The sequence below is a fragment of the Acanthopleuribacter pedis genome, assembly GCF_017377855.1.
Taxonomy (GTDB): domain Bacteria; phylum Acidobacteriota; class Holophagae; order Acanthopleuribacterales; family Acanthopleuribacteraceae; genus Acanthopleuribacter; species Acanthopleuribacter pedis.
In genome coordinates, this window is the sequence record NZ_JAFREP010000004.1 from 432,591 (window position 1) to 451,901 (window position 19,311).

18 protein-coding genes and 5 tRNA genes are annotated in these 19,311 nt (G+C 53.3%); 16 read left to right on the plus strand and 7 right to left on the minus strand.

Going from position 1 to position 19,311, the window contains the following annotated elements; translation table 11 throughout:
* Window positions 1-3 precede the first annotated feature (3 nt).
* The 5 genes from J3U88_RS06520 to J3U88_RS06540 all read right to left on the minus strand — a co-directional run bounded on the left by J3U88_RS06520 (window position 4) and on the right by J3U88_RS06540 (window position 1,774).
* Window positions 4-78, minus strand: a tRNA-Asn gene (locus tag J3U88_RS06520).
* A gap of 6 nt (window positions 79-84) precedes the next feature.
* Window positions 85-161 (minus strand) — tRNA-Asp (locus J3U88_RS06525).
* A gap of 187 nt (window positions 162-348) precedes the next feature.
* Window positions 349-423 (minus strand) — tRNA-Pro (locus tag J3U88_RS06530).
* Window positions 424-430: 7 nt separating this feature from the next.
* Window positions 431-516 (minus strand) — tRNA-OTHER (locus J3U88_RS06535).
* 268 nt (window positions 517-784) lie between these two features.
* Window positions 785-1,774, minus strand: a complete 990-nt coding sequence (locus tag J3U88_RS06540) for an alpha/beta fold hydrolase (RefSeq protein ID WP_207857697.1) — start codon at window positions 1,772-1,774, stop codon at window positions 785-787.
* A 345-nt stretch (window positions 1,775-2,119) separates the two neighbouring features.
* Between J3U88_RS06540 and J3U88_RS06545 the strand changes: the two genes are divergently transcribed.
* The 5 genes from J3U88_RS06545 to J3U88_RS35235 all read left to right on the plus strand — a co-directional run bounded on the left by J3U88_RS06545 (window position 2,120) and on the right by J3U88_RS35235 (window position 6,071).
* A complete protein-coding gene (locus J3U88_RS06545; protein ID WP_243435806.1) occupies window positions 2,120-2,839 on the plus strand; it encodes a helix-turn-helix transcriptional regulator in 720 nt (239 codons plus the stop codon).
* A 174-nt stretch (window positions 2,840-3,013) separates the two neighbouring features.
* Window positions 3,014-3,985 carry a 6-bladed beta-propeller gene (locus J3U88_RS06550; protein ID WP_207857701.1) on the plus strand — a complete coding sequence of 324 codons (972 nt, stop codon included), beginning with the start codon at window positions 3,014-3,016 and terminating at the stop codon, window positions 3,983-3,985.
* Window positions 3,986-4,011: 26 nt separating this feature from the next.
* The gene (locus tag J3U88_RS06555; protein ID WP_207857702.1) at window positions 4,012-4,473 is read left to right on the plus strand and encodes a hypothetical protein; all 462 of its coding nucleotides are present in this window, start codon (window positions 4,012-4,014) and stop codon (window positions 4,471-4,473) included.
* Window positions 4,474-5,073: 600 nt separating this feature from the next.
* Window positions 5,074-5,781: an NAD-dependent epimerase/dehydratase family protein gene (locus J3U88_RS06560; protein WP_341535174.1), complete on the plus strand. Its 708-nt coding sequence runs from the start codon at window positions 5,074-5,076 to the stop codon at window positions 5,779-5,781.
* Window positions 5,782-5,849: 68 nt separating this feature from the next.
* Entirely contained in the window at window positions 5,850-6,071 is a 222-nt protein-coding gene (locus tag J3U88_RS35235; RefSeq protein WP_423842037.1) for a pentapeptide repeat-containing protein, read from the plus strand.
* A gap of 145 nt (window positions 6,072-6,216) precedes the next feature.
* Here the strand turns inward: J3U88_RS35235 and J3U88_RS06565 are convergent, their stop codons facing one another.
* Window positions 6,217-6,702, minus strand: a complete 486-nt coding sequence (locus J3U88_RS06565) for a hypothetical protein (RefSeq protein WP_207857704.1) — start codon at window positions 6,700-6,702, stop codon at window positions 6,217-6,219.
* Between the two features lie 1,263 nt (window positions 6,703-7,965).
* Here J3U88_RS06565 and J3U88_RS06570 point away from each other — a divergent pair.
* Window positions 7,966-8,235 (plus strand): RNA recognition motif domain-containing protein, encoded by a 270-nt coding sequence (locus tag J3U88_RS06570; RefSeq protein ID WP_207857705.1) that lies wholly within the window; start codon window positions 7,966-7,968, stop codon window positions 8,233-8,235.
* Between the two features lie 1,018 nt (window positions 8,236-9,253).
* Here J3U88_RS06570 and J3U88_RS06575 read toward each other — a convergent pair.
* A tRNA-Thr gene (locus J3U88_RS06575) sits at window positions 9,254-9,326 on the minus strand.
* A gap of 432 nt (window positions 9,327-9,758) precedes the next feature.
* Between J3U88_RS06575 and J3U88_RS06580 the strand changes: the two genes are divergently transcribed.
* Genes J3U88_RS06580 through J3U88_RS06625 form a run of 10 tightly spaced genes read left to right on the plus strand, consistent with a single transcriptional unit; the run spans window position 9,759 to window position 18,970 of the window.
* Window positions 9,759-10,961 (plus strand): type II secretion system F family protein, encoded by a 1,203-nt coding sequence (locus J3U88_RS06580; RefSeq protein WP_207857706.1) that lies wholly within the window; start codon window positions 9,759-9,761, stop codon window positions 10,959-10,961.
* Between the two features lie 27 nt (window positions 10,962-10,988).
* Complete coding sequence (locus J3U88_RS06585) at window positions 10,989-12,572, plus strand: GspE/PulE family protein (RefSeq protein WP_207857707.1); 1,584 nt, start codon at window positions 10,989-10,991, stop codon at window positions 12,570-12,572.
* 34 nt (window positions 12,573-12,606) lie between these two features.
* Window positions 12,607-13,413: a hypothetical protein gene (locus J3U88_RS06590; protein ID WP_207857708.1), complete on the plus strand. Its 807-nt coding sequence runs from the start codon at window positions 12,607-12,609 to the stop codon at window positions 13,411-13,413.
* Window positions 13,410-13,997, plus strand: coding sequence for a hypothetical protein (locus J3U88_RS06595; RefSeq protein WP_207857709.1), 588 nt, complete (start codon window positions 13,410-13,412; stop codon window positions 13,995-13,997). The genes J3U88_RS06590 and J3U88_RS06595 overlap by 4 nt, the downstream gene beginning before the upstream one ends.
* Complete coding sequence (gene pilO / locus J3U88_RS06600) at window positions 13,994-14,554, plus strand: type 4a pilus biogenesis protein PilO (protein WP_207857711.1); 561 nt, start codon at window positions 13,994-13,996, stop codon at window positions 14,552-14,554. Before J3U88_RS06595 ends, pilO begins: the two co-directional genes overlap by 4 nt.
* The gene (locus tag J3U88_RS06605) at window positions 14,551-15,159 is read left to right on the plus strand and encodes a hypothetical protein (protein ID WP_207857712.1); all 609 of its coding nucleotides are present in this window, start codon (window positions 14,551-14,553) and stop codon (window positions 15,157-15,159) included. The genes pilO and J3U88_RS06605 overlap by 4 nt, the downstream gene beginning before the upstream one ends.
* Before the next feature lie 15 nt (window positions 15,160-15,174).
* Entirely contained in the window at window positions 15,175-17,487 is a 2,313-nt protein-coding gene (locus tag J3U88_RS06610) for a cohesin domain-containing protein (RefSeq protein ID WP_207857714.1), read from the plus strand.
* Window positions 17,484-17,939: a prepilin-type N-terminal cleavage/methylation domain-containing protein gene (locus J3U88_RS06615; RefSeq protein ID WP_207857716.1), complete on the plus strand. Its 456-nt coding sequence runs from the start codon at window positions 17,484-17,486 to the stop codon at window positions 17,937-17,939. The genes J3U88_RS06610 and J3U88_RS06615 overlap by 4 nt, the downstream gene beginning before the upstream one ends.
* 11 nt (window positions 17,940-17,950) lie before the next feature.
* Complete coding sequence (locus J3U88_RS06620) at window positions 17,951-18,352, plus strand: type II secretion system protein (RefSeq protein WP_207857718.1); 402 nt, start codon at window positions 17,951-17,953, stop codon at window positions 18,350-18,352.
* A 3-nt stretch (window positions 18,353-18,355) separates the two neighbouring features.
* Entirely contained in the window at window positions 18,356-18,970 is a 615-nt protein-coding gene (locus J3U88_RS06625) for a hypothetical protein (protein ID WP_207857720.1), read from the plus strand.
* Window positions 18,971-19,311: the final 341 nt, after the last annotated feature.

The window sequence follows — 19,311 nt, forward strand, 5'->3', positions numbered from 1 at the left end:
AATTGGCTGACTCGGGTGGATTCGAACCACCATCTTTCTGCTTAACAGGCAGATGCATTACCCTTATGCTACAAGCCAATAAATTGGCCGGACCGATGGGATTCGAACCCACATCACCTTGGGAGACAACCAAGTGCATTTAGCCGTTATGCTACAGCCCGGTAAATGGTCATGCCCGTATTTCTCACAAGGATTCGTAGCGAGAAGCAGAAAGCCTTGTGAGTACGAAGATTACGACGGAGAGACGGCACAGGCGTAGCAGCGCTACGGCGAAGGCGGCTCGACCGAGTAAGCGAAGTAATCGCATGGGTTTCGGCTTCGTAGCAGAATTCCTTGTGAGAAATGCGGGCTAGGTGGTTGGATTCGAACCAACGACATCGTGCGTCCAAGGCACGGAGGCTGACCAGACTGCCCTACACCTAGATATTTAAGGAAGGTAGAGGGATCGAACCCCGCGGCTTTGACACGCGCCCATGGTTTTCAAGACCACTTGCCGTCCATTCGGCGGTACCTTCCAAGATATTTTTGATTCAGTTGTCAATGAGCCCTGAAACCTGCCCGATTGTCGTTGCGGCGGGCAGGGAGGGCTATTTCACGACCGGTGCCAAAAATAGCGATGTTGCGAAAGTTGTTGATAAAAATAGACTTATGTTGATTCTGTGTATTGTGACTTTTCTTGTGGTTTATCCTTTTGGATATGGTCCTATCTAATTCTATTTCGGGCGAGCCTGTTGTCTTGGTGGCATCTGGGTGCTTTTTTAATTCAGGTGTGGCGGCTTTCCAGTTATTTGTCCTTTCCGCTCGCCTTTTGGCGCTTTTTTCGTCGCCTGAGTTCGCTTTCCTGTTGGTGCAGCCAGTCCAAAACGGCCTTGGTGGTTTCTTGCGGCCTTTCTTGTTGGATCCAATGGCCGGCGTCCAAGCTCAGTACCGTTACGTTGGGTACGAACTCGGTGAGTTGCTCATTTTTTTGGATCTCATCGCGTTCGCCATAGATCATGAGCGCGGGGTGTTTGATGATCGGGTCCACATCGGCCAGGAGGTGCCAATTGCGATCCAAGTTTCGGTACCAGTTGATGCTGCTCGTAAAACCTGTTTCCTCAAAAGCTGAGACAAACACCGCCAATTCCTCATCGCTCATGATCGCTGCCCCGTCCGGTTCTTCCGCCCTTGCGATATGGCTGAGCGCGACCCCTGGCCGAGGTTCTCGGGTCGGTATGTTTTTTCGGTACATATTGCGAAGAAATTGGGCGGTGTTCTCCTCCAGCACGGCGTCAACCACGCCGGGGTGCCGGTTAACGTGGACCATGTAGTGGTCACGCCCGGCGATTTCTTCGAGGAAAGCAACCCATGGCTTCTCGCCGCGCGCGAGATAAGGCAGGCTGAGGTTGATCAGGTTTTTGACGCGGCCGGGGTGCAACATGGCGAGGCCCCAAACGACAAAGGCGCCCCAGTCATGACCGATAAAGGTCGCCTTCTCGTAACCGAAGTGATCCAGCAAAGCGACCAGGTCACCCGAGAGGTGGACCAGGTCGTAATCGGTTACCTCGCCCGGGCAGGATGACCGGCCGTAACCCCGTTGATTGGGTACGATCACGTGGTAACCGGCCGCGGCGAGTGCCGGCATTTGGTAGCGCCAAGAAAAAGCATGCTCCGGCCAGCCGTGGCAAAGCACAATCGGATTGCCCGCGTGTTCTTGTCCCGCTTCAAAAACTTCGAGGGTGACCTCGTTAACTGAAATGAGGGTGGGTTGGGGAAAGTCGTTTGGATAAAACATTTTATGTCCTTTTGGTCATGTCGAGACAAGCAGCGAACACCGTTGTTGGTTTGGCCGCGGCTGATATCTCGGGTTGATGGCGGTGAGTTGTTGGGACAGTGCAGGAGCACTTGAGACAGCACTTAACCTAAGACCAAAAGGTGCCAAATCCTGACACCATTGAACCTAAGAGGCGCGATATGAGCGAGGGGTTTTGGCTAAAGATCTGGAGCGAAATGGCTTGGGAAAAGCGGAACTGCACCCGCTGGGTGCAGTGAGCATTTTCACAGGCCGTTGCAGCCCAGAGGTTTAGCGAAAACCACCGCGATTTATCGCGCTTGTTAGGTTGAATGCTATGCTTGGGTCATGAATGTTCACCAAAGACAAGACGCCATTGTGCGCCTTCTCCGCCGCAACGGAACGGCGACCATTGCCGATCTAGCCAAAGAAGTGGGTGCCTCCAGACGCACCTTGCTGCGAGATATCGGTGCCTTGCGAGAGGCGGGTTTTGTCATTCATGCCGAACCGGGACGCGGGGGCGGCCTCAGGCTCGATCCGCAATCCGTCCAAACCACCGCGCGTCTTTCGGTTGCCGAGGTTTTTGCGTTGCTGATCAGTGTGGCCGCGGTACGTGCGGCGGGTGGCTTGCCTTTTTCAAGGCTTGCCGATGCCGGACTCGCCAAAATAGAAAAAGCCTTGCCGCCGGACAAAATCCAAGATTTACGTCGCTTCCTGGAATGTTTGTACATCGGTGAACTCTCACCGCGCGTCGATACATCCGATATGGGGGTGATGGACCCCTGCTTGCTGCCGGCATTCGAGACCGCTTTTCTTGGGCGACACCCTTTGCGTTTTCAATACCGCGATGCGAAAGGTATTGTGACCAAAAGGCTTGTGGAACCCCAGGCGATGTTGATCTTGCCGCCGTTGTGGTACTTGGTCGCTTGGGATCCCGCGCGTGACGACTTTCGGCATTTCCGCATGGACCGCATTAGCGAGCCGGAATATGTTGAAGGTGGAACTTTTCGACGGAGAAATGCGCCCTTCAAGAAGGGTATTCGGCCGCTAGGGCCGCTGCCGTCCTGAGTCCACCTTGGGTGTCCCGTTTCGATCAGTCCGCCTTGTTCGTGTTTCCTTGGTGTGGTCTCGGGGCACGGAAACCTGAGTTGTAAGGATTCAGTCCGCGCGCGAAGTTGCTTGTCCAGGTTACCCTAAAAGCGTATTATTGACGAGAAATGATACTTGTTTGAGAGGTCTGACATGTACTTGCTTTGTATGTTTTTAATGTTTCAAGAGCCGACGTTAGATGTTGAAAAGCGAATTCCCATCAAGAGAGAGATAAGCTTTTATCCGGGTAAAATGAAGATGCATTCGGATGGAAGTATTACGATGTTGTCGGAGAGTACCGTTTTTCATTTCGACCAAGCCGGCAAGCTGATTCGGAAATTTGGAAAACATGGCCAGAATCCGGGCGAATTATATTCCCCTTCGCGGGTTGTCTTTAATGGCGCGAACTATTATGTGACTGACTTCAACGCCGCGTTGCAAATGTTTGATGCATCTGGAGCTTATGTCAATAGAGAGATGGGTTATCAAGTTAATGTTGACGCTACGTCAAAAGGGAACGTATTTGTTACTTTGCTCAAGCACTTGAAGCGGAATGAGCAAGGCCATTCACAAAGAGGTGACGTTTTATGTAAGCTTGTTGATAATAAACTTTGTGATGAGAATTCCATGTTTGGTCCGATTTCTGAAGTGAATGCAAAGGTTCAGTTTCGTGGCGCCCAACATTTTGTAGCAGAAGATGAGAACATTCATGTAATCGGCCAACTAGAGCCAACGATTTACACTTACTCCAATGACTTTAAGCCTGTTGGGAAAATCAACTTCTCAGCTCCCGATTGGGTTCAATCGAAGAAGGGCTTACCCAAGGAGCGTACGCGAAAAGCGATCATGGGTTACTGGAACTCCTTTTCTCGTTTCTATGGTTTGTGGAAATACAACGAAAAAGAATTTTTGGTCTTTTACATGACCCCGGATTCTTCGACCAGCTTGGGTTTCAAAAGTGTGATTGCGCGCGTGGGTCTTGATGGAACGCTCACGAAGCCCGCTTTTCGTTTTGATGGTGTTTTCTTGGGGCCACATGGTTCGAAGGTTTATTTCCTTGAGCATCGAGAGGATGAAGAAGAGGTATGGCCCGTATACACGTTGAAGGGATTTACTTGGGAATAGCAAGAAGGATGCTGAAGGAAGAAAAAATGAAAATGGTAATGGGTTTTTCGGTTGTAAACATTCTGTTTGTGATGTCTTGCTTCGCCTTTACCGAAGGCGACGGTTTTGTGGCGCCCCATATTATTCAGGATAAGAACCCGAGCATTGTGGTTGTTTTGGAGAAAGGGGCGACCCCTTCTTGTGTGGCCGGTTATCAAGAGGTTTCTTATTTCAAGGAAATGGCCGAAGAGTTTGATATCGCCAACCTCTATATTTTTTACACGGACGACCAAGGTTTAGCCGCCGCGAATCGATTAGAGAAGATGTACAACCTCTCCTTTGTAAAGATCAAGATGGATCCTGGTTATTGGAAGAAAACGGGGAACACCGAAAGCGGCCACTACTATATTTTGAATCGGGAGCGGGTCATCATCGCGAACCTTCCCAGTTTGAACATGGATGAGCGTTTCCTAAAAAGGCTCTATTTTAAAATCCTCGCCGGCGCCTAAAAGAAATGGCGGGGCCAAGTTGACGCGCCCCGTTTTTGTATCTCATGGTAGCAGGGGGTTGGGCTTTCAGATTTTGTCCCTCCCCCGGCTATTGTCTCGACTTTTCCAACAAATTCCGCCCAATATCTGTTGCGACTGAACCCACCCGATTCGCCCTTTTTTAGGTTTTAACCCTTCTGTTTGCATATAAAGCTATTGTGAAAAGAAGTGGTGAGCGTTGGGCTTTGTGTGTTTTGACCTAAGAAGCGCGATAAGAGCGAGGGATTTTTGCTAAAGATCTGGAGCGAAATGGTTTGGGGAAAGCGGAAGCGCACCCATTGGGTGCGGTGAGCATTTTCACAGACCGTTGCAGCCCAGAGGTTTAGCCAAAATCGCCGCGAGTTATCGCGCTTCTTAGGTTTGAGCCAGTTGCTTGTGGAGAACAAAGTAGGGGGTGGATATTTTGTGTTTTGTGTTTTTTTGTTGTCTGGGGTTGGATACTTTGAACATCTAAGCGTTTATGGTAAGGTGTTTTAATCCAGAGGTTATTTGTAAATAAATGGTTGGTGCGTTAATACTATTAGAGGAAGTGATTTCTTGAGCCGAAAAACGAAACTTTTGGTGACCGGTGCTAATGGAACCATCGGTACCCGATTTTGCCATGCCATGCAAGAGCATTATGAGCTCCGCATGGCCGATCAACAGACCCACGCCCTTGCCGGCATTCAGGGAGAAAGGGTGCCTTTGGACATCACCGATCTCAGCGCTTGCCGGCGCGCTTGTGACGGCGTGGATGCGGTTCTCCATCTGGCGGGAATTCCCTTGCCCGATGCCCCGTTTGAACCCCTGGTTGCCGTCAACATTGTCGGCACCTACCATATGCTTCAAGCCGCTTATGAATCAGGTGTTTCCCGGTTTGTTTTTGCGTCGAGTGCCCAGGTGAACGAGGGTTATCCCAGCGATGTTCAAACAGAGGAGCGACAGCCTGTTCGGCCAGGCAATCTTTACGGCGTAAGCAAGTGCAGTGGAGAGGCGATGGGCGCCTATTTTGCGTATCAGCACAACCTATCGAATGTGGCGGTACGCATTGCCAACTACCTTCCCGAGTTAACCCTTTTAAATTGCACGACCCACCGTGACCGTGCGGCCTACCTGAGTCCCAGGGATGCCAATCAATTACTGCGCCTTTGCATTGATACACCGAGCATCCAGTTCCTGATCGTCAACGGTGTTTCCAACAACCGCTACAAACGATTGGATCTGACCACGGCCCGCGAGCGTTTAAACTACCAGCCCAAAGACGATGCCTTTGCAATACTTGACCTCTGAGTAGGTGCCTGCCCGGAAACATTGCCTCGGCCTAATAAGGGCGTGGCTGTTTTGGGGTGGGCATTCTGGTGTTGGTAGGTGTCTCAGCAAAGGTCCCAAAAAGCATAAAGCCTTGTGAGTACGAAGCTGACGACCGAGAGACGGCACAGGGGTCCGACCATTCGGGGTCCGACCATTCGGGGTCCGACCTATCGGGGGTCGACCTATCGGGGGTCGGCCTATCGGGGTCCGACCATTCGGGGGCCGACCATTCGGGGGCCGACCATTCGGGGGCCGACCATTCGGCGTAGCAGTTGAGGCGAAGGCGGCTCGACCGCGTAATGCGGATGGCCGCCCCGCGGAAGGCCGCCCCGCGGAAGGCTGCCCCCTCGTAATCGCAAGGCTCTCGGCTTCGTAGCAGAATTCCTTGTGAGAAATGCGGGCCGGCTATGTGTTTTACATGCTCTCGCTAAGGATGTACAACCCAGCGACAAGCACCGCAAAGATAACCGGAGCAAGCATCGATTGAATAAAGGTCAGCTTCGGAAAAAGCAGAAATACGATCAGTCCGCTGACGAAAAATGCCTCTGCCAAAAAAACAAGAGCGTAGGTTTTGTGCTTCCTCTCGTGACTTGGCTTCCAATAAACCGTAGCTGCGCCCTCGACGATTTCAGCGCCTTTTTTGGCTGTTCTTTGGAGTATCTTCGTGAAAACAACCCCAATCGCGAGCACCCATGTGAAGATATGTAGCTCAAGGAAGGAAGGAAACGAAAGGTAATCCGGCAAAAAATCCATTCGCGTATGAGACCATAAAAACAAAAAAGGCGATTCCGGTTTCTCGGAAAATGACTTTAAAGTAAAGGGGATAAAAATCGCGACCCAAATCGCGGCAGTCAAAATTACACCAGTTAGAAACCTATTTAAATTTGTACGTTGCTCCATTTGCACCTCGCGGGCAGTTTGAACAATCCCGTGTTTTTATGGGATACAGGCGCCGTGCTTGCCCTTGCGGTTAAGTCCCTTTAATGCGGCTGTTTAGGTGGTCGTGATGACAAATAAGCCGGCCGGTAAAGGCTGGCTTCCGATACGCGACCAAAGTTCGCGCTTTTTTAAAAAGTGCAGCGATTTTTTCCGCTTCGAACTGCCCGGCGCGATATTTCTTTTGGGAAATATGCACCCTGAGCAGATAAAAACCGAAGTCCCTTTTGGTACAGATCCATCTCAAACCACCGAACCCAAAGTGCCAGAGCCCTCGCGGGCTGGACGAAATGGTAGCAGAATAGTTCGGAACGAAAAATGAAAAGATCTGGAAGGTGAAGGCTTAGAGCGCTATCTAACTGGCTCGAATCAAGGGTGTGTTTCCCTGGAGCTCTAACCTAGGCTCATCTTGTTGGCCGGCTCGTCGATGAGAACAGAGATTCCGTTAAATTCGATGAAGATACCTTGAGACGGCGTCAGTTTGGACCCTGGGGTGGGCAACGGTCTTGTTTGGCTGGAGAATAAATTCAGGAAGAGGAGACAAATCAGGCCGGGAGAATTGAATTTCCAGAGATTTGCTGTGAGCTCGGTTGTGGGGAAAGTGCTCGCTCTCTTGATTCAGTGGTTTTGAAACTTTGTCATTTCGACTATTGGGATCGGAGGTACCAAACTCTTTCAAGCGATACCCCTGCCCACACGTCGCGGTTCCCCCGTTTCACTTTTATCCAACACTCTGCTCTTTGGTTTGATCGTCTAATCAAGAGAAGGTCTTTTGATTCACCTTGACTCGCAAGCGTTCTTCCGATAGGATGGCTGAGCTTGCTGAGGTGCTTCCCCGCTTCAAAAAATGATCCCAGATAGTTTTCTCGGGAGAAGCTTCAGTATAAAACACACCTGAAAATGTATTGAGTTTGTATGCTGGGAGCGAAACATTGAAGGTGTCCGTCGTGAGTTGAGAGTTTCCAGTTTAGGTCGTTTCATTTATTAGTTTTCCTTTTTGTTTTCTTCGGAATCTTCTTTAAAGGGATAGTTTTGGCTCGGCAATTTTGGAAGTAATCTTCCTTCAGTGGTTTTTAAACCATCTGAATCAATAATCAGGGATATCATTAAAACCCTATGAAGTTCGTAGCCAACTGGCCCAAAAAATCACAAGGTCTGGATCGAGAGCCATGCTGAATGTTCTCATGTTCTAACCGTAACCCTTTGAAGAATTCTTGGAGAAATTGAATGAAATTATTTGTCGGAAACCTAAGCTGGAACACCGGAGAAGTTGAATTGCGTGAGGCTACAGAGGTCTATGGCAATGTTGAAGATGTCCACATTGTTACGGATCGGGAAACCGGTCGTTCTCGCGGTTTCGGATTTGTTAAATTCACGGAAAGAGATCAGGCATTAGATGCCATTGAAAACCTTAATGGGGCTCTATTAGATGGCCGTAATCTGAATGTAAATGAGGCTCGCGAGCGTCAGCCTCGCCAGCATGCCAACGCATGGTAATCATTTACCGCTGATCTAGCGAAAAAGTGTAAAAACGCCGTAATCGTATTGACGATTGCGGCGTTTTTCATTTCAAGACCCCGTACCTAAATCATGCCTATGCTAACCAGGAACACGCCGAAAGATTTTATAAACTGACCGAGCCTTTCGACTCTTTTCAAGATCTATTCAGTGAGATATATCCCGGTCACATAGAATAGTTTCGATTAAGATTTGAGTGTCAAAAAAATGGGCGATATTATTTCAAAACACCGCTTGGTTGAATTATCTCTTGTTTTCCCGAAAAGAATAATGGGGCTTCCCCGATTCAGTGGACCATCAGAGGGCGAGAATCTCTTCGAACCGATTTGGGCTGGTGGATTGCAGCCAAAAGTGAGCCACTAAATCGCAAGATTTGCATCGGAAATTGAGCCACGTGTAACCCTAACCTGCCGAAACCTCGATAGGAGCACTGCATTTTAAAGGGCATGAGAATCCATTCCCGGTTTAGAGGGGGTGTTCAATGGTCAGTCCTGTACTAGCTGGTTCAACGAATTTTCCCTTTTTAGCGGGAGGCGGGGTCAAACCCTGGTTCTCGTTGAGGGGCTATTTGGTGTATCGGGTCGTAGCTTGTTTAGATGGCGAGGTTTGGAAAATGACTAACTTTTGCTGGTTGGCTCCAGCTTGCCGCGTTGTTTTCGAACTCGGTCGTCAGAAACCAAAACCGCTGGGGCGAACCCGTTTCGAACTTTTTGGTTTTTGGTCATAACCAAGGTTATCTGGTTGTAACCAAAAATGGGTTTGCTTTCCGATAAAACCGATAAAGTACCGAAATCGGGCAGAAATTCGGCCGTATTTCGCGCTGTTTTGGTAACCACAAAGCAGGCCGGTTTTGGTGGGATGAAGGCGGCGCGCTTGTTTCGTTCTGGCGATTAAGTCTTTTTAATATAGTTGTTTAAGTTGGTGTGAAGACAGAAAAGCCAGCCGATAAGGGCTGGCTTCCGAAAAGCGACCAAAGTTCGCGATATTTCTTCTAAAGTGCCGCCACCCAGAGTCGAACTGGGGACCTACGGGTTACGAATCCGTCACTCTACCAACTGAGCTATGGCGGCGCGACCGGCCTATCTTACACTACCTTCATAGATCGGGCGAACCCTTTTTTGGGGCGCATCCGCGTTCAGCGCATCCGCGTTCAGCGCATCCGCGTTCAGCGCATCCGCGTTCAGCGCATCCGCGTTCGGCCCTTCCGCGTTCGGGCCTGGCAACTCTTGCTTTGCGGGCCTTTGGTGGTTCGCCGCCTAACCGACCGAAAACAATGGTACAATGCCCCGACTTGGCCTCGTCTGACATTTGTTTTGGGTCCACGGCCCCGTCTTGGGGTTCACCCGTGGCGCAAACGCCGGCTTTTTTGCCGCGAGGCCGATCCTTTTTTCGTCTTTGTTGCGGTGCCGTGCGTCTCATCTCTGTCTCTGCACCGCCTCGTTCCATTCCGCGCGCTGTGCGCATCGTGCTCGCTTGCACCATCTTGCAGGAAAAAAACACCTATGGCCCAATTTAAAGTGAAACTCGGTTCCGGGGAAGGTGAGATCACCGAACGTGTCGTCCACGGCACCTCCCTCCAATCCGTGAAAAGCCACTACACCAACGAGGGGTATTTCGTCTTTTCCGTTAAACCCCAGTACGATCTCGGCGGCTTTGGGTTGCGCCGCAAAATCCCCGCCCGCCGCTTTATCCTCTTCAATCGCGAATTCCGCGGCCTGCTCAAAGCCGGCTTGCCCGTGCTCGAAAGCATCGATATCCTGTTGCGCCGCATGAAGAAGTCCAACCTGCGCGACCTGCTGGAACAAATCCGCGAAAAAATTACCAAAGGGGTCTCCCTCTCCGAAGCCTTTGCTTCGTTCTCCGACCTTATCCCCCGTTATTACCCGGCGCTGCTCTCCGCCGGCGAACAATCCGGCAACCTGGTCGAGGTGCTCGAACGGTTTATCGTGCAAGAAGAACGCCTACGCCGCACCCGCAAAAAGTTCATGCAATCGCTTACCTATCCCGCCATCTTGCTGCTGGCCGCCATGGGTGCCCTATATATAATGTTAACTCGTGCCATGCCCGAGTTCGCCTCGATGTACGAAAACAGCAACGAGGCCCTGCCCTGGTCGACCCAAATGGTGGTGACCTTCTCCGAATGGATCAACGCTTATTTCACCACGTTTTCTGTCGCCGGCCTCGTGGTGGTGATTGCCGCGGTGGTCGCCTCCCAAACCGAAAAAGGCATCATCACCCTTGAAAATCTGCTGCGGCGCCTGCCCCTGATCGGCACCCTGTGGACCCTGCAGAATCAAAACATTTTTGCCCGCACCCTGCGGCTGTTGCTCAACGGCGGCGTGCCGCTCACTCAGGCGATCGGCATCCTTTCCAATGCCATTCCCTCGCGTGCCCTTGCGATTCAACTCAAGTCGGTTCAGGCCGACGTCGAGTCCGGCAACAAGTTCCAAGAAGCGCTCGAGGAACATACCTTCCTCGGGGATTCGGTAGGTGAAATGGTGCGTGTCGGCGAGGAGACAGGCACGCTCGAAGAAATGCTCGATTACCTTGCCGACAACGGCGAGGAGCAAGCGGAAGACATGCTCGAAATGATTTCCAACCTGATCGCGCCGGTCGTCCTGCTGTTTGTCGGCCTCCTCATCGCCTTCCTCGTGCTCGCGATGTACCTGCCGATGTTTAACAGCTACGAACTTATGGGTCGCTAAGCGACTCGCCCCAGGAGTGTTCTTTTTATGGCCGAACCCATTGCCGTCGAACAAGCACACGCGTTGGCGGAAGCGCACAAACTACCGTTCACCGACTTGGCGGGTTTCAAACTCGACCGCGAAACCCTCGCGCTCATCCCTTTTCAGTTGATGTCGCGGTTCAAGGTTGTGCCGCTTGGTCAGGAGGGGAACCAACTCAAATTGGCGTTTGGCGATGAAGGACTGCTGAACCAAATTGAGGAACTGGAGCTGCTGGCCAAAAAACGCATCACCCTGGTGGTCGCCCCGAAGGTGCGTATCGACGCGATCCTCGATGAGTCGGAAAGCTCCCAGAAAATTTTGGAAAAAGCGACGAGTGGCTTTCAATCGACGGGTGAAGACGACGACATTGGCGAAGACGAAATCGATCTCGATAAACTGGGCCGCGACGGTTCACCCCTCGTCCGTTTGGTGGATACCACCATTTACAATGCGCTCGAACGACGCGCTTCCGATATTCATATTGAATCGGAAGCCGACAAAGTCTTGATCAAGTTTCGTATCGACGGCGTGCTCTACGAGGCGATGCAGCCGCTCGACCGCAAGTACCACACCACCTTGATCTCGCGCATCAAGGTGATGAGTGAATTGGACATCGCGGAGAAGCGGGTTCCTCAGGATGGTCGGTTTAAGCTCAAGATCAAAGGGCGCGCCATCGACTTTCGTGTGTCGATCATGCCGACCATCCACGGCGAAAACGCGGTCATCCGTATCCTCGATAAAGAATCGGCCAATTCCGATCTCAAAAACCTGAACCTGCCGAACCTCGGTTTTGAGGGTCAAGTTCTGCGTGACTTCCGGCAAAGCATTCGGGAACCCTATGGCATGGTGTTGGTGACCGGGCCGACCGGTTCCGGTAAAACCACCACGCTGTATGCCTGTATTTCCGAAATTCGCAATACCGAGGACAAAATCATTACGATTGAGGACCCGGTTGAATACCAGTTGTCCGGTATTACCCAGATCCCGATCAACGAAAAGAAACAGCTTACCTTCGCGCGCGGTCTGCGTTCGATCCTGCGCCACGACCCGGACAAAATCATGGTGGGTGAGATTCGTGACACGGAAACGGCGCAAATTGCGATTCAGTCGGCGCTGACGGGTCACCTGGTCTTTACCACGGTTCACGCCAACAACGTGATCGATGTGATCGGCCGTTTTGTCAACATGGGGGTCGACCTCTACAACTTTGTGTCGGCCTTAAACGTGGTGCTGGCGCAACGCCTTATCCGTTTGATTTGCAAACAGTGCCGCCGTCCCTACGAACCCACGGCGGAAGAATTGGACATGTCGGCGATTGACCCGGCCACGCTGCGGGGCGTTACCCTTTACGAGGGGCGCGGTTGTATGGCCTGCCACGGCACCGGATACCGCGGACGGACGGTGATCGCCGAGGCCTTGCGCCTCAACGACGAGGTGCGCGAGGCGATTCTCGAACGGCGCCCGATCCGTGAGCTCAAAGAGCTGGCGATTCGCAGCGGCATGGTGTTTCTGCGCCAATCCGCTATCGACAATCTGAAACAGGGCGTGACCAGCCTGCACGAAATCAACAAAGTGACCTTTATCGAGTAACCCGAATGGAACCAACGCCCTCAGGACCAACTACATGAAAACCAAAAACGCCTGGATTTACCTCAATACCAATCAGTGTTTCGGCAGCCATCAAGGCGGCTGGTCGCGTGAGATGACCTGTCGCGGGGAACTGCCGACGCCCCATGATTTGGAAGAAATGGTCGATGAACGCGCCTTTGGCGAGAAACGCCTGGGTTTGCTGATTATGGACGATCTGCTGCACCCGCTTCGCTTGAAGCTGGACAAGCCGGAGAAGGACCCGCGTGCCTTCCTGCAATTTGGCCTGAGGCACTACCTCAATTTTTCGGTGGAGACCGCCGAGGTCCGCTTTTTCCCGCTCAGTGAAGAATTGACCTATCTGACCATGGCGCTTCCCAAGCCTTGGATTGAAGGGGTTTATGCCTTCTTTGAGAACAAAGGTGTGCAGCTCGGTCACATTGGCGGCCTGCTGACAACCTTGCTCAGCGAAACCAAGTTGGGCTGGAACGCGGTGACCATCGGAATCTATCGGGAGGTTTACCTTCTGGTTGAAATGGACGAAAAGGGCGGTTTTGTTCAGTTCCGCACACGACGTCTCCCCCTGGCGGCAGACGGACAGCTCGATATCCAAACCTTGGTTCACTCCGATTGGGAGGGTTTTATGCAACCGACACCGGCGCAACGCGCGGTGAAGTTGTTGGCGCTGACGGAAGATCACCAGGACCAATTGGCCACAATGCGCGCTGAACTGGGGCGATTCCGCGACACCACCTTGGTGCCCCAACTCGGCGGCAACAGCCTCGCGCGTTTCCAGGCCTTGCTTCAGCAACCCAGTCTCGCGGCGGCAGGGGGACGGGCATGAACGGTTCCGTCAACTTTTCGCCGAACCCTTTTAAACGGCCTAGCAAATCGCTTTACGGTTTGTGGTTGATCAATCCGCTGCTGCTGGTGCTGGCCGCGGCCTTGCTGTTTCATTGGAATCAGTTGAAGCACCGCAATACCCTGACCCACGCGGAAATCGACAGCATCGAGGATCAGGGTCGTGAACTGGACCGGAACCAGGCACGGGCGCTCAAAGAGTTGGCGGAGATCAACCTGGTGGAATACCGCAAAAAGGTCAGCCAGTTCCAAAGCATTCAAGCGGGTTTTGACACCCATTGGGGCGGACTGCTGGATGATTTGGGAGAACAACTTCCCGCCAACGTGCGCATTCTGGCGATTAAACCGCGCCAGTCACGGCGGCGCCAGAGTGACGGTGCCCAAAAAATAGTGCTCGAGGCGGAGGCGCGCGCCAAACAAAGCCAACTGGAATTCATACGCGCCTTGCAAGAACACCCGGCCTTTCGCGCGGTCCAATTTGAAGCGGAGCGCTACGAGAAGGCGGACGGCGGCTTAATCACTTTTGAGATTTCCTTTTCCTACCGCAAACAAGGGGGACGCTCATGATGGAGAACTTCCTGTACAACAAGGTTTACCAGGCGGTTACGGCCGGGTTCTTGGCGCTGGTGTGCGTGGGGATTTGGTCGTTTGGGATCCAGGAAGAGCAACACATCTTGGAAAATAGCGAATCCCGTTTGGAAATGCAGCGGCTGGAATTGGATCGCCGCGAGTTGGATTCCGGTTTGGTCAACAAACAACTGGAACGCTACCGCAACAACCTGAGCGAGATGACGCGTTTCCGTCGCGATTTCCTCAAGCAAAAGGACGAACGGGTGGTGGCGATCTCCGATTTTCTCGCGGGCCAAGCGGCCGAACACGGCTTGGCGCTCGATCAGGTTCGCTACAAAACGCGACCCTTAAAAGAAGATCAACTCGAACTGTACGAAATCGACCTGCCGCTACGTGGGCGCTATCGCGACATTCGCGCTTTTGTCGAAAAGGTGGAAACTTCGGATATGTTCCTGATCATCACCCGTTTGGCGATTCAGGGCGAAAGCGAACGCGCCAACGCGGTGGATGTGGAGCTTTCGTTGGCAACCTATTTTGAAGGCGGCGCCCCATGAACGAGCAGAAACGTGTGAAGGTCATGTTGGCGGTGGTCGGAATCTTGGTGCTCGGCAACCTCTACGTGCATTTCGGTGGCGGGGCCTCGGAGATCGGCGTCTTCAGCGGCGGCCCGAGCCTGGTCAATGCCGCGGATCGGAGCCGGGCCGAGAAGTCGATGGAAATCATTAAACGTTTGCCTGAATTGAACTTTGCCCCGAAAGAAGCCGGCGTGGGTGAAGGTGAAGATGCCGAACGCAATCCCTTTTTGTTCGGGGGACCCGATCCCCGCGTGGTAGCTGAACACCAACGCCGCCAAGCCGAGTTGGAAGAGGCGCGGGTGGCGGCGGTGGTCGAGGCGCAAGCCCAGGCCGCGGCGGAAGAAGAAACGGAAGCGGCGGCCCCGCCCAAACCGACCTTTCCCGGCAAGGTGCTCGGTGTGCTGGCCAGCCACGACGACGGCCTGATCCAATTCGCGGTGCAACTCAACGAGGAACTGCTGGTGGTCGGCCTTGGCGAAACTTTTGATCAACAATACCAACTGATGGATTTCCAATATCCCACGGTCCAACTCGTGTTCACCCGCCAAAATGAACGCATCGAGATCAATTTGGAGTCTGAATAGATGACGGGAGCAGTCATGCGCTATCAATCAAGCCTCCTCGTCGGCCTACTCGTGGTCGCGATGATTACGGGAGGCTGCATTCAACGTAAAAGTGTCCGTGACGCGTTGAACGCGACGGAACGAGAGAATTGGGACCAAGCCTACGTACTCTGGCAGGAAGTGCTGGAGGACGATCCCAAAAGCACCAAAGCCAAATTGGAGTTGGAGCGGTCGCGGGTTAAAGCCGCGCTGGACCACCTGCGCAAAGCCAATTATTACTACGAGCGGGGTCAGCTCGGTGAGGCCAAGTTCGAAACCCAACTGGTGCTGAACCTGGATCCCAGCAACGGCCAGGCGCGGTTGCTGGCCGAGCGGATTCAGGAACAGGAAAAAGCGCTGGCCGAAGAACGTCGCGAAAGTCGTGAGTCGGCCAATCGCATTGGCAGCGGGAACCTTCCGCAACTTAATCCGCGTACCTGGGGTGCGCTCGATTTGATTTTCAGCAAACCCACCTCGGTGCGCGACATCTACACGGCCCTGGGTCGCGGTTACGATGTCAACATTGTGGTGGACACCAAAATCCGCGATGAAAAGATCAGCCTCGATCTGCGCAATCTCGATTTCCTCAAGGCGCTCGATACCTTAATGGTCTTGAACCGCCACTTTTTTAAGGTGATCGACGACAACACAATGGTGATTTTGGAAGACAACAAAAACAATCGCGACCGCTACGACAACCAAATTATCCGCACTTTCTACCTTTCCAACATCACGCCCAAGGATTTGAAACAGCACTTGCAGCGTTTGGGTGGGATTAAGGAATACGCGGAAAACGAATCGCTGAACGCGATCACGGTTAAGGGTACGGAAGAACAAATCGCCCTGGCCGAACAGATTATTGTCGCCAACGACAAGTCCAAGCCGGAAGTGATCCTGGAAGTCGAACTTTTGGAAGTTAACAAAAGCCGCTCCCGTCGCCTGGGTATTTTGCCGGTGAATCCGGTCAACCAGAACTCGCCGCTGTACCGGGCCGGGGTGGTTGCCGATCCGCTGGACCGCAGCGACGACGATGCGGACGCCAACGGCTTGCGGGGGATTTTCCCCAGCCTGAACAGCAACGATTACCTGACCGTTGTGCCCGCGCTGGCGATTGATTTCCTCAAAGAGCACGGCGACTCAACTCAGGTTGCCAACCCGACGATGCGGGTGACCAGTGGTGAAAAAGCGAGCATCCAGATCGGGCAGAGTATCCCGATTGCCAGTACCTCGTTTACCAGCGCGCAACTGGCGGGGAACCAAGGTTTTAACAATGTCGGTGACCAGGCCTTGACCTCGTTTAACTACAACGATGTGGGCATCAACATCAAGGTTGAGCCGCGTGTTCACTTCAACCAGGAAATTACCTTGGTTATGGAACTGAGCGTGACATCCGTGTTATCCGCCGGATTACAGCCCGTCTTAGGGCAACGCCAGGTGACCACGACCATTCGTTTGCGGGATGGAGAAACCAACGTGATGGCCGGCTTGTTGAATAACGACGAACGCAAATCATTGAGTGGGATTCCCGGCCTTTCCGATATCCCGGTATTGGGTCGCTTGTTTTCCAACGATGAGAAAACCATTTCCCAAACCGACATCATCATGACGATTCGCCCGATCATCATCCGCGATTCCGATATCAATGAAAACGACCGCGCTCCTTACGAGGTTGGCAGCTTGCGTCTGTCGTCCTTGTACGCCAAGGCCAAAGAAGCGGCGGAGGAAAGACAGGAGCGCGAGAACGGCACCCTGATTCCGCGTTCAAGCGGCGGCCCCTCGGTGGAAGAACCGGAAGCGCTTAAACCGGCGTATCCGGTGGGGTCCGAGCCGCCGCCGGAGGAGAATGGCGACGACGCGCCGGACGAGCCGCAACCGGAAGAAGCATTGCCCTCGCCGGCCATGTTGTCCTTCATGCCGCCCAACCTCAGTGGCCGTCAGGACGATGTGATTGAGGTACAACTGTTCATGACCAATGTCGAGGCCATGTCGTCGGGTGAAATTGTGGTCGGCTTTGACCCCGAGGTATTGCAGGCGGAGTCGGTGCAGATCGGTCAGTTCTTCGATGCCCGTGGTCAGCAGCCCTTATTGCGACCGGCCTGGAATAATTCACGGGGCCGCCTGAGCTTGGTATTGGCGCAACGGACCACGGCCGAACCCTTTAGCGGTTCCGGCATTTTGGCCGAAATTGTGTTCCGCGCCAAGCAACCGGGCGACGGCCAGTTGGAAATGATCAAATTGGCCTTGCAAAACGCCGAGGGTGAATTGTTGCCGGCCGAGGGGTTGAGCGCGACCTATGAGGTGAACCCGTGAAACGGCGCGGCTTTACCCTCCTCGAACTGATCCTGGCCATGGTGGTGTTGGGTGTGCTGGCTTCGGCGGTGTTCCCGACGACGCGCCACATGGTGAAGCGTCAGAAAGAGGTGGAATTGCGGCGCGCGCTTTTGGAGATGCGAACGGCGATTGATCGCTTCAAGAAAGCCCATGACGAGGGGTTGATTGAGGTGCGCGATCTGCGTCAGTTTGGATATCCCAAGGATTTTGAGCAATTGGTGGACGGGGTACCCTTTAAAAAGGATCCCGGCCAGACGGTTCGTTTCCTGCGCCGCATTCCGGTTGATCCCATGACCGGTGAGCGGGAATGGGGCATGCGTTCGGTGCAGGACGAACCCGACACACAGAGCTGGGGTCGTGAGAATGTGTTTGACGTCTACTCGTTGAGCGACGGTGTGTCGCTGGACGGCGAAGACTACGGCGAATGGTAGGAGGGAAACCCATGTGGCACAACAGAGGACGGCGCGCTTTTACCGTGCTGGAATTGATCATCGTGTTAACGGTGCTGGGTATGCTGGCGGGACTGGCGACCTCCACCCACAAAAACACGGCGCGCAAATCGCGGGAAACGGTTTTGCGGCATAACTTGGCCCAAATTCGGTTGACGCTCGATCAGTACAACGTTGACAAAGGCCGTTACCCGGACAGCCTACAATCCTTGGTGGACGAGGGTTACCTTCGCGATTTTCCGGTTGATCCGATCACCCGTTCCGCCGATACCTGGGAAGAGGTACTCGAATCGGAGTACAGCGACGAGGACAGCAGTTACGAGCCGGGCGTGTTTGATGTGCGCAGCGGCAGCGATGAACGCGCGCTCGACGGCACCTTCTATTACGAGTGGTGAAGCATGCGCGGGATGTTTCGGCCGACCCGCCGCAAGGGTCACATGTTGTTGGTCGCGGTGATCGCGGTGACCACGCTTAGCTTGGCGCTGTCGATGGCGGTTCAGCCGTTGCGCACCGCACGGCAACGGATGTTGGAGCAAGAACTGATGTACCGCGGGAAACACATCGCCGACGGTATCCGACGCTTCTATATTAAGTACGGCCGTTTTCCTTCGGACTTGGACGAGCTTAACGATCAGGAACCGCGTTTCCTGCGCAAGTTGTATACCGACCCCATGACCGAGGACGGCGAGTGGACCTTGGTCTACTTGGACCCCACCGACTTGCGCGGTGTCAGGCAACTTAACCGCGCTTCGCGGCGGTTGCTGGAGACCGTGGGCGGGGATGAGGTGAACCAAGATTTGGTTCAGGAAGAGCGCAATTCGGAAAATGAACCGGAACGGCAGTCGGCCTTTCAGATCAACAGCCGGCAAATCACCGGGATTCGTTCTAAGTCGGATGAGGAAGGGTTAACCGAGTTCCAAGAATCGCGTATTTACGCGGATTGGCTGTTTTCAGCCATTCCCGAGCCCGAATCGGGTGTTCCCGGGATCAACAAACTGATCGAAACCCCCTAATTTCGGCGCGACCCGCCGAGATGGGCGGTTTGGCCCCCATTCTCCACCCGGGTTCCCGGGGGGCCAAAGGGGTTTTCGGTGCATGGGCACCGTGGATTTACACGGCGCATTTCAAATCCGCGCGGGTGAGCGCTTCCTTGCTCACATTAAGCTCAATTTTCACGGGTTCAACTGGTTGCGACGAAAAAAATCGGCTATACTCCAGTGGCGCAAATTCACACCCAACGAAAAGCGAATCCCCTGCGAAAGAGTAAGCCTAAAGGGTTTCTTTTCTGGATTTTGGGTGTGGATTAACTGCAACGAACCTTTGGGTTGGTGGTAAGGGGCGGACGTCACAAGGG